The sequence below is a fragment of the Sporosarcina sp. P18a genome, from assembly GCF_002743135.1.
Classification (GTDB): domain Bacteria; phylum Bacillota; class Bacilli; order Bacillales_A; family Planococcaceae; genus Sporosarcina.
Genome location: NZ_PDYQ01000002.1, coordinates 123497 through 137663, shown reverse-complemented (window position 1 = coordinate 137663; position 14167 = coordinate 123497). Strand labels below are relative to the sequence as shown.

12 protein-coding genes are annotated in these 14167 nt (G+C 40.9%); 10 read left to right on the top strand and 2 right to left on the bottom strand.

Annotation, left to right across the window (positions count from 1 at the left end; translation table 11 throughout):
* The first annotated feature begins 26 nt into the window (after positions 1-26).
* The 4 genes from CSV75_RS08240 (at position 27) to CSV75_RS08225 (ending at position 6170) form a co-directional block, all read left to right on the top strand.
* Positions 27-2897: a VWA domain-containing protein gene (locus CSV75_RS08240; RefSeq protein WP_158231630.1), complete on the top strand. Its 2871-nt coding sequence runs from the start codon at positions 27-29 to the stop codon at positions 2895-2897.
* 17 nt (positions 2898-2914) lie between these two features.
* Positions 2915-3709, top strand: a complete 795-nt coding sequence (locus tag CSV75_RS08235) for a cohesin domain-containing protein (protein ID WP_144034773.1) — start codon at positions 2915-2917, stop codon at positions 3707-3709.
* A gap of 22 nt (positions 3710-3731) precedes the next feature.
* On the top strand, positions 3732-5138 hold the full coding sequence (locus CSV75_RS08230) for a putative Ig domain-containing protein (protein ID WP_158231629.1): 1407 nt from the start codon (positions 3732-3734) through the stop codon (positions 5136-5138).
* A gap of 96 nt (positions 5139-5234) precedes the next feature.
* The gene (locus CSV75_RS08225) at positions 5235-6170 is read left to right on the top strand and encodes a carbohydrate kinase family protein (protein ID WP_099675449.1); all 936 of its coding nucleotides are present in this window, start codon (positions 5235-5237) and stop codon (positions 6168-6170) included.
* Positions 6171-6342: 172 nt separating this feature from the next.
* On the opposite strand, the gene CSV75_RS08220 is transcribed toward CSV75_RS08225, so the two are convergent.
* Positions 6343-6627, bottom strand: a complete 285-nt coding sequence (locus tag CSV75_RS08220) for a hypothetical protein (RefSeq protein ID WP_099675448.1) — start codon at positions 6625-6627, stop codon at positions 6343-6345.
* Positions 6628-6887: 260 nt separating this feature from the next.
* On the opposite strand from CSV75_RS08220, the gene CSV75_RS08215 reads away from it, so the two are divergent.
* The 4 genes from CSV75_RS08215 (at position 6888) to CSV75_RS08200 (ending at position 10648) form a co-directional block, all read left to right on the top strand.
* On the top strand, positions 6888-8276 hold the full coding sequence (locus CSV75_RS08215) for a trypsin-like peptidase domain-containing protein (protein WP_099675447.1): 1389 nt from the start codon (positions 6888-6890) through the stop codon (positions 8274-8276).
* A gap of 136 nt (positions 8277-8412) precedes the next feature.
* Positions 8413-9117: a CBS domain-containing protein gene (locus tag CSV75_RS08210; RefSeq protein ID WP_099675446.1), complete on the top strand. Its 705-nt coding sequence runs from the start codon at positions 8413-8415 to the stop codon at positions 9115-9117.
* A 23-nt stretch (positions 9118-9140) separates the two neighbouring features.
* A complete protein-coding gene (locus CSV75_RS08205) occupies positions 9141-9887 on the top strand; it encodes an ABC transporter ATP-binding protein (protein WP_099675445.1) in 747 nt (248 codons plus the stop codon).
* Positions 9884-10648, top strand: a complete 765-nt coding sequence (locus CSV75_RS08200; RefSeq protein WP_099675444.1) for an ABC transporter permease — start codon at positions 9884-9886, stop codon at positions 10646-10648. Before CSV75_RS08205 ends, CSV75_RS08200 begins: the two co-directional genes overlap by 4 nt.
* A 1030-nt stretch (positions 10649-11678) precedes the next feature.
* Here the strand turns inward: CSV75_RS08200 and CSV75_RS08195 are convergent.
* The gene (locus tag CSV75_RS08195) at positions 11679-13031 is read right to left on the bottom strand and encodes a YjiH family protein (protein WP_099675443.1); all 1353 of its coding nucleotides are present in this window, start codon (positions 13029-13031) and stop codon (positions 11679-11681) included.
* Between the two features lie 189 nt (positions 13032-13220).
* Here CSV75_RS08195 and CSV75_RS16645 point away from each other — a divergent pair, with 189 nt between their 5' ends.
* Positions 13221-13355 (top strand): hypothetical protein, encoded by a 135-nt coding sequence (locus tag CSV75_RS16645; protein WP_255406636.1) that lies wholly within the window; start codon positions 13221-13223, stop codon positions 13353-13355.
* Between the two features lie 219 nt (positions 13356-13574).
* Positions 13575-14099 (top strand): DinB family protein, encoded by a 525-nt coding sequence (locus CSV75_RS08190; protein WP_099632217.1) that lies wholly within the window; start codon positions 13575-13577, stop codon positions 14097-14099.
* Positions 14100-14167: the final 68 nt, after the last annotated feature.

The following is a 14167-nucleotide window of genomic DNA, read 5'->3' as shown; positions in this document are numbered from 1 at the left end:
TTTATTATCGGGAAGGAAGTTGGAAAATGAAGATACATAGGAAAATCATTGCTATGCTGTCACTGTTTCTGGTTATGCTTTCAGTGACGCAGCCTTTGGAGACCAAAGCGGCTGAAAATGATACCGCTAAAAGTTGTGGAGTAGAAAGGGGTAAGGATATTGTCTTTGTCATTCAGGATACTCCCGCAATGCAAGCACAAGATCCGGAGCAGCACAGAATTACGGAAGCATTGTATGTAGTGGATCAGGGGGGTTCATTGGATCGTTTCGGTGTAGTTGGTTTCAATGAAGCCGTAACAAAGCCATTCCCGTTATCATCCAATAAATATCAGGCAAAAGCCGCACTGAAAGAGTTAGCGGTATACTCCGATAAAAATGCAAATAATGCAAGTGTGGGCTTGGAAAAAGCGATTCGTGACTTGTCTGATACAAAATCTATAAATGATAAAATTATTATACTGATGACTGTTGGCACGTCTATACACAATGAGAAAAATCTGTCGCTCGCTAATGAAGCGTATGAGAAGGATATTCAAATTCATACAATCAGTTTTGGCAGTACGCCATCATCTAGTATCGATGAAACGACATTAAGGAAAATCTCAACGATAACAGGCGGGAATTTCAATACCGCAGTGAATGCAGCGTACTTAAGAAAAGTTCTTTCCAATTTACAGCAAGAAATTGTTAGCTTTCCGGGGCGTGAAATTCGCAGTGACTGGACGTTGACAAGTAATGTAACGGAGCCAAAAGGGTTGCTTGTACATGAAAACGTGAAAATCGATTTGAATGGTTATAGCTTAACTGTGGAGAATGATTTAGTCATGCTGAAATGTACAGAGCTCCGTGCTGTCAATGGTGCTGTCATCAAGGCGGAGAATCTAGATCAAAAATCAGGTTCGAGCATCCGGCTGAATAACAGCCAGCTGAATGTGACGGGAAATGTAAAACAAGACGGTTCAATTGTAGTGAATGGAAACTATAAAAATTCAGCCGCGCCTGAACTGACGCTTGGCTCCTATACACAAAGAACTCACGGCTATGTAAATCTAAACGGCCAGGAAGCATTAATTACATCAACCATTTTGCAAGAAGGTCATATAGATCTAAATGGTGGAACATTCCATGCGAAAAGTGATTTGGAACAAAAAGGTCGCTTTAATGTGCAGGGAGGCAAGCTACAAGTAGACGGTAATCTGACAATCAATGGAGGACCTTTACTTGACGATGCGTTTACGGAGAATAAATCCCTAGATGTAGGCGGTGGGTTGTTGCAAGTAGGGTCTAAAGAATCCATGGAGATGACTAATAATAAAGGTCACGTCAGGCAAGTCGATGGACAATTATTCGTTAATCACGGGACGGTTAAAATTTATGGAGATTATACAATTGTTGACGGCTGGCTGACCATGATCAAAGGTTCAATGGATACAGCTACTCCTCAATATGGCGAAGGCGACGGAGATTATGTTCATGTTCATGGCGATTTCTCGACAGCGAGTAAACGGAACCATGCCACACGAGCATACATACATCTCAGCAAGCCAATGAATGACCAGGGGCATTTGACGGACGGTGTGCTAAAAATAGAAGGTACATTCACTCAAACGGGTGACGGAGAAGGACATCCGATTTATTCAGATAGGATGTTACAGTACGAAAAAGACTACAGTCGCTATAATTTCCATGCAGAAGGCAGACATAAAGTAGCGTTGATGAACAAAGGGAAGATCAGTGCGCAGGCGAAAGGTTTTACATTTAATTTGCTGGAGTTACATGGCAGGTTGGCAGATTACCCGATGGACTCCTATATTCGGTGGAATCAGCTGAATGAAGTCGTAAAATCGGCCAATGCCAATTTGGTCAGTCTTTCGATTAACGACAAAGCAGTTCCCGGCTTCACACCGGCTGTAAAGAATTATTTCAGATTTGAAGTACCGGCAGATGATTACCCAGCAGGCGGAGCTCAAACAGTAAAAGTTGATGCGCGCCCGCAGGATCGTAATGCAATCGTCGATATTTTGGACAGGACCTTGGCTTCTGATGGTACAGGAGAAGTAAAGATACAGGTGACTGCTGTTGACGGAACGAAAAGCGTCTATACAGTAGAAGTGAAGATCGGTCCTGGATCTGGCGGGAAAGTTACTTCTATTAAATTAGATAGACATGAAATCATCTTTACGGAAAATGATTCTGGGGGGTATAAGCCTGAGAAAATCGCAATTGGATATACAGTTTATCCGACGAATGCAACGAATCAGCAAGTAAACTGGACATCGACTAATCCGGCTGTTGCAGAAGTGAATCCGGGCGGAATTGTAACACCCCGTGCAAAGGGGGAAACGAGTATTGTTGCAACTACAGCGGATGGGGGATTGATAGATTCAGCTGTGGTGAAAGTATTGGGTCAGAATGATTTACTGCAGGGTATTAAAACTCTTGACGATTTCGTCAGTGATAATGAACGCTACGATAATATTATGGGTGGACTGTATGATATTAACAACATTGGAATTGTTGTACCAGGAAATTATATCAAGAAATTAACATTTACAAATTCAGGTATGTTATCAGGTGGAACAATTGAAACAGGCAGTGGCGTTATACGTGTTGAAGTTCGGGTTAACGGCAGTACATTGGGTACTAATAAGGTGAATGCTAATTATCTATTCAACCGCGCATCCATGAAAGTCACCGACTATGTAGAAGTTATCGCATATGATGCTGCATCCAATGAACTCGAACGAATTGGAACTACTTATCCGGTAAACTTCACATCAACTGCCGGTGTGTCAGCCGGTTATTACTCAATCAAGAGATTGTTAGAAGAACCAGCATTATTCAACCAGATTTTAGATGAATACTCACCGAAACAATTACGGTTTAGCGCCAGATGATGAAAAGGAGGCAGGGTGTGCACAGGTACGCCCAAATATATGCGATGAAAAAAATTAAGATTCTACTAATGTTCAGTATTCTACTACTATTTATCCCAACTATATCGGCAAAAGCAACTGTGAAAAAAACGGCGGTCGGTGTATCAACAGCCTTTATAGAAAGAAGCGGCTCTACAACATTATCTGTATTTATTAGCAGTGATGAAAAAATTGCAGGCGGTTCATTCGATATACTTTATAATCCGGATCAGTTAAAAATCAATGCCTCGGATGTCAAAATGACGGATACACTGTCTCAATATCTAGTAGCCGGAGGGAGCGATGCGGCAGGGAAAATTTCTATGTCGTTTGCAAAATCCAATGGCAGTGTGATTGATGATACTGTAATGGAAGTGAAAGCCACCGTACTGTCTGCAGGTTATGGGAATGTACATAATCTAACGCTACAAAACGTGGAATTGTATAATGAACAAGGCAAGCGCATTACAACGCAATTAATAAATGGACAAATCAAACCATTCGTGGGCAAGGAATCCACGCATCCGAATTCAGTTGAAGTGGATAAGCCATGGCTTATTACATTAAGCAAACCATACAATCCGGCGACATTGAACACAAGCGCTGTCAGCTTAAAGCGTGGAACCACAGATTTTCCTATTGAATTAGTAGTAGCTAATGACACACAGTTCTGGGTAAAGCCAATTGGATCCTATATACGCTCTACGTATACATTAGAAATTACGGATCAGCTTCGGTCAATTAATGGTGCAAAATTAACTCAGCCAGTACGGCTTAAGTTTAAGGTGAATTGAGGTGAAGGATATGAAAAATATAATGAATAAAGTTTTATTATTTCTACTAGTGATGGTCGCAGTCGGAGTATCAGATTTTATGACAGAGTCAACATACGCAGAGATACTGGAAGTCGGCGAAAGTCGTTCACTCGGTACAACAGTAGAAGTACCGATTACCATTCGGGACACTTCGTATTTAACGTCAGGAAACTTTGTGATCACTGGGCCTCCTACAGATAAAGGAGTTACGTTGAAAAGTTTCCGACCAACATCAGCTTTTGATGATCAAAAATTCCGGACGAGATCAATTATCACGAATAATACATTGGATTTAAACTTTGTTCCAATTTCAGGAAAAGAAGAACGTTTGACTGGAAATAAAATGATAGTAGGTTATTTAGTGTACGAACTCTCATCTTCATTTAAGGCTGGGGATTCTGTCGATCTTTCCATTACATCGTTAAACATGAAAGGTCGTTTATTTCAAGATGTCATTGTGACACCCATGAACGGAAAAATTGTGCGTAAGATGCCAGTCGGTGACGTGGTAGGGAATAATAAGCCGACTTCCGCAGCGGCTATCCGAATCCTACAGCATTTGACTAATCCAATTACAGATCGTGAAGCTTTCTTGTCTGCTGATGTAAATGGAGATGGAGTATTGACTCAAGAAGATGCACAAATCATCCTAGACTATATCGCAGGCACGCGCTCTACATTCTTGGCAGTTCAATCTAAAGAGTTTGATAACGCTGTATTAAAAAGCGAATATAGTGAGCAAGTAACGGCTATGAATGGTCGTGCACCTTATTCATTCAAGCGCTTAGGTACTCTCCCTGCAGGCTTGATATTGAATGAAAAGACGGGTGAAATTAGCGGATTACCAACTCGTGCAGGAACGTTCATTTTCGATATTCAAGTAACTGATGCAGTCGGTGATATAGAAAAACGGAAATTCAGTATGCAGGTCATTGATTCTAATATCTTGTCCGTCGAAAAACCACTGCCAATCAACGTCAAATTGAACGGTACTCCTGAACTACCAACAAAAGTGAATGTCACGTACAAAGACAAAACAACAGGCAAAGAAGCAGTCAGCTGGGGACCAATAGATACATCGAAAATCGGAATAGTGATTGCGAAAGGGAAGATTGGGGACAGCGGATTTACGGTAAGTGTTGAAGTCAATGTCGTCTCGACAAATTACTTAAACGACGTAAAAGTTGCCTTTGTGCAGTTCTTGAATCTCCATACGATTAAAGTCGATGTGTCGACAGACGTTTATAAAGTAACGGTTAACAATACGTATAACATGCATTTTGAAGGAGATAAGAAATTCAGCTTAATCAGTTCGAATTTCCCGGCGAATTCAACGGTCACATTCCGTATGTATGATAAATATGGAAATCTCCTTGAAACAAAGCAACATATTTTAAAACCTAATTAACTACACATAGCCATCTTCTCTGATCGATAGATAATCAGAGAAGATGGCTTTTTTCTGTGATAGTATAGAAAGAAACGCCCAAGGGAGATCCATCATATGACTCATTCACAAGAAAAACACGTCCTAATATACGGGGACATTTTTGTAGACTATATCGCAACAGATGAAACGAACACCAAATTCTCTACATTCCTCGGCGGAGCAACAATCAATGTAGCAGCGGGTATCTCCCGCCTAGGTGCAAAATCTTCATTAATCACCGTAATTGGAGAAGACGAGGACTCGGTATTTGCAGAAAATCAGCTGCGTCAAGAAGGAGTCGATATAACGTTTGCTGTCCGTTCACCAAAGAAGAAAGTCAATCGTGTTTATGTGCATTTGACTCCAGAATGCGATCGAGTATTTGTAAAATACATAGACGACACACCTGATCTTCAAGTCCAACCGAGTGATTTACAAGAACAAGCTTTCCAAAATGCTTCAATTTTACATATATGCTCCGGTACGATGTTCCAGCCAACCGCTTTGGCAACAACGAAGAGAGCTGTCGAATTGGCAAAAGAACACAATCTTTATCTCTCAGTAGATCCTAATATACGTCCGTTACGTTGGGAGAGCGAGGAGAAATGTCGAGATACGATCCTTTCATTTTTAGATCAAACAGACTTACTTAAACTTACCGAAGAAGAACTCGTGTTTCTTATGCAAGAATCGAGTATAGAAAAAGCACTAGAGCGACTGTCCGCATATAAAATTCCTGTTGTCATGCTGACGATGGGCGAAGCGGGGACTCTTGCCGTCATTGAAGGAGCACAACATCATGTAGCGGTTGAACCCATCGATCCCGTAGATACAACAGGAGCAGGAGATGCTTTCTTAGCGGGTGTACTTCGCGGTCTTCATCTAAATGGCAAGCCAGAATCACACGAAGAAATGCTTGCACATATCGAGTTCGGCAATCAAATGGGGGCGCTATGCGCAATGAAAGTCGGTGCGCTTTCCGCGATGCCGCATGCTGATGAACTGGAGTGATGTAGTGATGTAGCGATTTAGATTTTGACTTAGTGATCATTCCTGGTCTGCGAGCGCTCTGAAAGCTATATACAGAAAATAAGAAACCTATTAATAAAAGCATCAGACAAGAAACCCAGCCAAATAGAACAAAAAAATGTACACAGTGCGCTGTGTACATTTTTTTGTTCTTTCAGGAACCATATCTAATAGTACAAATATCTTCTACATCAATCATCTGGACTTCCGAATCACCAAATGGTTGAAAGTGGACGGTACGAATTTTTCTGTCGAATTGTAAGTAGTATCCGTTATGTTGTACTTCCTTTGAATCCTTCAGTGTAATTTCAACGGGTGAGCCCATTGTCAAATCAACAAGTATATGAATAATTTTCTTTTCATCATAACATCGTGCTTTTCTTCTCGGAATATAGGGCACGTCATAATCATGATGTGGTCTAAACCTTTTAGATGACATGTTTTTATGCACCTCCTTCTCTCTTTAGCGTATGTAGAAATTGGTTAGAGAACTGTGCCGCTTCATTGGAAATATGCAATAAGAATGAATTGGTGTATATATTGAAAGAAAAAATACTAAAAGTCATATTTGCAACGTCGGTAGGGATAGTTGAACTAGAGTAAATTGAATTGCAGTATGTCTTTTGTATTAGTTCGTATGATATAATTGAGAGAGAAAAGTCATTCGAATCCATTGGGGAATGGAAGAGGGGGAACCGTATGTACTGTCCGAAATGTGGTCATAAAAATACAAAAGATGCGAACTTTTGTGGGGGCTGTGGTAAGGCGATACGGGCGGTGCGCAATACTAAACCTATTTTCGTAATGATCTTGGTATTATGGATCGGTGGGATTAGCTATGGCTATGCGACAGATTGGAGTTTTCGCTGGCCGACAGAAACGATAGCATCCGTTAAAACAAAATTTGTTAGTAAAGATGAAGCCGAATTGAAGATTAAAAAGGCGCCTACTGTTGTCAATGAAACGAAGAAGCAAGTGAAAGATAAAACAGAACTCATTAAAGAATCGTTGCCGAGTGTTTTTACCATTAGTACAGGAGACGGTTCAGGTTCAGGTTTCCTGTATAAGGCTGGTGGCTATATCGTGACGAATGCACATGTAGTCGCAGGCTATACCGACGTGACGGTGAAGAATTCTGTGGGTGAAGATTTTAACGGTACTGTCATTGGAATTTCTGATCGTTATGATATCGCGCTGATCAAATCAGAAGCGAATAAACATGTGAAACCATTTGTGACCGAGATGAAAGAGACTCCTATCGGTACGGAGGTTATTGCGTTAGGGAGTCCAAAAGGTCTTGAGAACACCGCGTCTATTGGGTATTTGACCGGTTTGAATCGTGACATGGAAATGGATTTCATTTATGAAAAAATCTATCAGATTGATGCACAAATTGATCACGGCAGTAGCGGCGGTCCGTTGCTAGATGCCACTACGGGTAAAGTGATTGGCATTAATTCCTTACTCTATAAAGACAATACCGTATTCGGGTTTTCTATTCCGATGCATAGTATGCAAAAACAGGTTGACGACTGGATTGACGAGCCAATGAGCAATAAAGCGGTGGCTGCGTTATTCAACGTCTATGATGATTATGTGCCGGAGTCGTATCAAGATTCGGATGATACTTCGTTTGACTATGAGGACTATGGTGGCTATGACGACACAGAAGAAGATGAATCTGTTTACGAAGAAGAGCCAGAAACAGAAGAGTATGGGCAAGATACGGAAGTGGCGGATGAAGAGGTAGAGTATTTCATTCATGATTTCAGAAGTCAATATGAAGCGGCCATCGACCATAACGATTACGATTATATTGCACCCTATATTGCAACTGGAAGTTCAGCTGAGAGTGAGCTACTAGATTTCTTAAATGACCTATCCGTGAAAAATGAGTTTTATGAATTCATTGATACGTCCGTGACTGATGTGATCTATACTAATCAATCGATTGAAGTGTATACGTATGAAACAGTGAATTTCACAAAGGAAGACGGAACGGTGCAGTTTTTGGAAAAGAAAAAGTTGTATACAGTGGTGAATGATGAGTATGGTGATTATCAAATTCAACAGATTTCCAATCAATAAAAAGTTGTTGCAGTGTCCGAGGTCTGGTACTGCAACGGCTTTTTTGTATCATAAGAAGTAAGATATATCAGGAATTCTAAGGCTTGAATGGTAGTGGAATATGCTATAATTTGCCTAGAGTAGGAGGCGATCATTCATGGAGCATAAAAATTCAGAGCGTTTTCTCATTGCATTTAACCGAATCGATAAATCGTTGATGAAGATTACAGATTTGCCGAACCATTTTTCATTCTCAAAGAAGATTGATAGAGCAAAAACACAACATGCTTTGGTTGCTCATTATGAAGAGGATCTACGGGAGTTTGGCAGTTTACGTAATGCGATTGTGCATAATCGGACGGGGTTTGATTATGCTATAGCAGAGCCTCATGATGAAATTGTAAAACTGATTGAGAGTATAGATGAAAAATTAGCCAATCCGTTAACAGTCAAAGATTTATTCTCCGGCAAAGTACATATTGTGCAAGCAGATGAATCACTCGCCACCGGCCTGCGTTTAGTAAGAGAATGGAAGATTAATCAATTGCCTATTTACAAAAAAGGTCGATTCATCGGATTAATTACCGCAGATGGCATTATGAATTGGCTGGCTGATCAGGAAACAGATTGCATTTCCCGGGAAATACCGACATTATTAGACGTATATGATCACGAGAAAAGAAGAAAAACCTATCGTTTCGTCAAAAGTTCCATGTCGGTGTATGAAGCAGAAGGGTTTTTTAGAAAGTCCATTGCTTCAGGGAAACGGCTCGAAGCACTGCTCATCACCGAACAAGGTGGTAAAGATGAGAAACTACTTGGCATCATTACGCCATTGGATTTACTGAAAATAGATGAATGAAGAGTTTAGAAAAGGTGAAATGGATGGATAGTGAACAGAATAAATTATTGTATGAGCCTGCGATTCATTTTCACAATGTGTCGTTTGAAGTAAGGGACACGAAGATTCTCGATGCGATAACCGGATCATTCCCTACAAATCAAATCACGGTATTGGTCGGTCCTTCTGGTGCTGGGAAAACGACATTATTGAAAATGTGTAACGGTCTGCTGAGTTCTACTACTGGAGAGATTACAGTACAAGGGCAGGCAATTCATGAAATGTCACCAATCGATCTACGTCGAAAAGCGGGTATGGTGTTACAAAATTCACCAATGATCGCCGGAAGTGTCTATGATAATTTGGCACTGCCACTACGTTTACAAGGCAAGAAGTTGAGTAAAGAAAAAGCGTTAGATATTTTAGATCAAGTTGGTCTTGAAGGTGAGTATCTCGAACGTGACAGCCAGTACTTGTCGGGTGGTCAGCAGCAGAAAGTATCGATTGCAAGAACATTATTGAATCAGTCGAAGATTTTATTGATGGATGAAATTACATCCGCGCTAGATCCGTCTTCATTGAATGAAGTGGAAGATTTGATTCGTACACTGCATGAAAAGCATGCCATCACTGTCATCTGGATCACGCATAATTTGGAACAGGCGAGAAGAATGGGGCAATATGCATGGATTATGGTGGACGGGAAGTTAGTGGATGCCGGCGAAATATCCGTACTTGATGATTCAGATATCCCTTCGGTCAATCGCTTTTTGAAAGGGGACTTTTCATGAGTGCCACTGCCTTATTCCTAACACTGATATTTGTGTTGATACCGTTAGTACTGTCCAAAACGCTTGGATTGCAGTTGGAGAAAGATACTATTATCGCAACGATTCGTTCAACTGTGCAATTAGTGGCGGTCGGCTTCGTATTAAAGTTTGTCTTTGATTCAGAAAGTTATTTGTTCATCTTTTTGATGGTAGTCTTGATGATCGGCGCGGCCGTGCAAAATGCGCGTAAAAAAGGAGAAGGTATTAAAGGAATCACATGGAAGCTGATTGTGACTTTTGTGTTGCTAGAAGTGTTGACGCAAAGCATCTTACTTGGATTCAAGATTGTCCCAGCTACTGCACAATATATTATATCATTGACCGGTATGGTGATCGGAAACTCGATGGTACTTGCGATTTTATTCCTCAATCGTTTCGTGGCGGAAGTAGAAGCGCATCGACCAGAAAGTGAACTAATCTTGTCACTTGGCGGCACACCAAAACAAGCGATACATAAGCAATTGATCCGCTCGATTCAGGCAAGTATGATTCCGACAATTGAAAGCCAAAAGACGATCGGACTGGTGCAATTGCCCGGTATGATGAGCGGTCAAATTATCGCTGGGGCCGATCCTTTAGAGGCTGTTCAATTTCAAATCTTAGTCATATTTTTATTATTAACAACTGCTGCATTAACAAGTGTTTGCTTAGGTTTACTCTCCTATCCAACATTGTTCAATGAACGCATGCAAATGCTACAACGAACAGAGCACTCGAAGTAACTCCTTTTCGAGTGCCTTTTAAAGTGATACAAGCCGATATTGCTTACGACTCGTAACAACAATACTATGGCGAATCCACGGAACTATCTAAGGTATTAGCCAAGCGTAGCTATTCGAAACTCGATATCGTTGCACGAAAGCCTACCCAACAAAGGAGCGAGGCTTTTTTGCCGTTCAAGAAATTTAGAGGTTTCAGCGGTGAGTAACTCATTATACGTAGACGTAACCCTCATCTGTTTTAAATATCCTGCCACTAGTACAAAGTATTCATTCTCATAAATCTATTTGACAATGATTATCATTATCGACTATGATATTACTTAATGAGAGACATTCTCATTGTATACAAGAAAAATGAAACGGGATAAAGAAGTTAGCAGGCGAGAAACATGATCTTCCTCGTTACGAGTGGTAGTTTACCCATAGTTGCAGCTGTCTTAAGCCTGATGATTGGCCCGGTGTCGCTCTCCATACAGGAAATTTGAGATGAGATCTTCGCTTTCCACGTGTGCTAGTCGGGGTTAGTCTCGTAATCACTGGTGTGTTAGTACAAGGTAATTCATCACGGTGGTAAGCACAAACTTGTCGCTGGCATTCCGATTGTGATCTATGCAGTGGAATAGGTCTCCACTGTATAGATGGCTTTCGGTAACCCGTTAGCACACACAGTATATCGCGTAAATACTTGAAAGCAAACTGTACACGTCTATTTATTGGAAATTAGCGTACAAAAGCCCACCATTGCTTTGCCACGCTAATTCCCAAACGCAACCCTCCCTTTACTTGCGGACATTCACGACATTCCAGCAGGGTTGCTTTCAGGTTGTTTCATTTGGCTGCTTTCTTTAACGAGGGCAGTTTTTTTGTGTTGAAATGTGATGAAGACAGACTGTGTTGTTGGGTTAGTGCTCAATCAATCGAGTGATCCGCTCAATGCCAATCGGGAAGCGCTCTATCCATCATGCAATCCGCTCTATCCCAAACAAAAAAACCCGCCACTTCACAAAGAAGTAACGGGTTCTCACTCTACTTAGAACAACAAATGCGCAATACCGGCAATGATTGGTAAGGCAATGATTGTACGCAACAAGAAAATGATGAGTAAGTCGAAAATATTCAATGGAATTTTAGTACCTAAGATCAAGCCACCGACTTCGGACATGTAAATTAGTTGGATTACGGAAACAGCTGCAATCGTAAATAGTGTAATAGGCGATGTAATGACGCCTTCCGCTAAAATAACAGGCAAGAACATGTCTGCGAATCCGACGACCATCGTCTGTGCGGCTTCTGCAGCCTCGGGTATCTGCAAGAAATTCAAGATGTATTCGAACGGCTTACCTAGAATACGGAATATACTCGTATACTCAGCCATTACTAAAGCAACCGTCCCGAAAGCCATAACGACTGGCGCCACGCCGAACCACATGTCAAGCACGTTCTGCATTCCTGCGCGAACTGTCTTCACAACAGAGCGTTGTTTTGAAGCTGTATCAAGTGCGCTAGTGAGTCCTAGTTTGAAGACGCTTGTTCCGGCAGGCAGTTTTTCGTCCTCTTCGGAATATTCACGATCGTCAATATACGTATTCTTAATAGAACGCAATGGATAAATTCTTGGCATAATTAAGGCAAGAATCACTCCTGTGAACAAAACCGTCGCATAAAATGGTAAGAAGTAGTTTCCAAGACCAACTTTGTCAATAATGACGAGAGTAAATGTAATCGACACAACAGAGAATGTAGTCGAAATAATCGCTGCTTCACGCTGTGTATAGTGACCATCCTCGTATTGTTTACTTGTAAGTAAGACACCAATTGTTCCGTCTCCAATCCATGAAGCCAGTGCATCAATGGAAGAACGTCCAGGTAATTTAAATAAAGGTCGCATAACCTTCACCATTAACGTACCGAAGAATTCGAGCAATCCGAAGTTCAGTAATAAAGGAAGCAGAAGACCTGCGAAGAAGAAGATACTGAACAAGAAGGAAACGAGTCCATCACCTGCAAGTAGTAGCCCGCCTGTATTCTCACTCCAAATCGCTTCAGGACCTAATTTATAGACGACCATGATGGCGAAGATGGCCCCTATAATTCGAGTAATTGTCCAAAACGGTGTAACTTTGAATAAGTTTGTAAAGAATGAAGGTCTGTTTGGATCTTTTTTAACAAATAGATAGAGTATGGATCCGAGTGCAGACACAATGATCAAACACATCATAAGTTGTGGAATAATCGGTTCCAATGAACCTGACAATAAATCCGCCAATTTGGCTATCGGTACTTTCCAACCCGCTGTAAAAGGTAGTGGAATCATGAACAATATAACGCCGAGTATAGACGGGATTAAGAATACTAGCCAAGTGCTAGCTGTATATTTTTTCAAGGTATTTCTCTCCTTGCACATAATCTTGTTGATGTATATTTATTCATTATACTGTTTAACGAGTCGATGTAAATACTTTAGCACAAAGTGTAACTTTTCAGTCAGCAAGCAGTCTATATGGAAATGGCATATGTAACGGCATAAGGTCGATAAAATCTATGTAGGATTACAGTAATCGGCAGCGCAAAAATGGATTTGATTGCACAAGCGGACAAGTTTCCTTTACAAGGCGAGGATGATTTTTGTTATCACGATAAGGATCAAATACTCCAAGTGCCTGTACAGGTTATGGATACGACAGGCGCAGGAGATAAATTTAACTGAGCGCTCGCTGGCCGACTGCTTCAGAACTAGTAAAAAAGGTAGAAAATCTTACAAATAGAAACGGGTAGAAATCCTTTTGTATCAGGCCTGATTGGCACTCATCTGTCACCATTGACAGGCATTACTAAAAATCTAACCGTTCTCCCTTTAAATTTTTGAACAAAAGGCGTATGCTATGGCAATAGAATGGATTACAAGGAAAAATGGAGGTAGATGTTGATGGTTTTTGGAGAGAATATCAAGGTCCGTAAACGCATCTTGCAGTTGATTGATGGCTTAACAGATGAGGAATTTAACGGAACACCATCGCATGGCGGCTGGTCACCCAAACAAATTGTAGAACATTTAGCATTAATGGAATGTCGAGTTGCTACAAACATCGCCCAAGAATTGAAAAATCCTGAGAGTTTACGTGTCTTCAAAAAACCGATCAGTGTATCGGCGAGTCCTTTAGTAAAGGCATATTTCATGGAATATACACAACCAACAGATATGCATCTTTCCATTCCAGAGATTAAAGAGAAGTTGCATGCATCCAGAAATTATTTACTGGATATCTATGAATCTGCCACTATTACAGAACTTCGCTGTAAATCACTAAAGCATCCGATTTTTGGAAATGTGCCGTTAATTCAATGGTTCCGTTTCGTAGGATTCCACGAAAAACGTCATCTACGACAGCTGAAACGTACAGTAGAGCAAGTGAAGTCGGCTCGGGTACCGCTAGTTTCAACGTCTAAATAATAAAAAGAGAACTTGTTGCCTCCTAGGGCACAAGTTCTTTTCTCATTTTACTTTGAATCAGCTATACT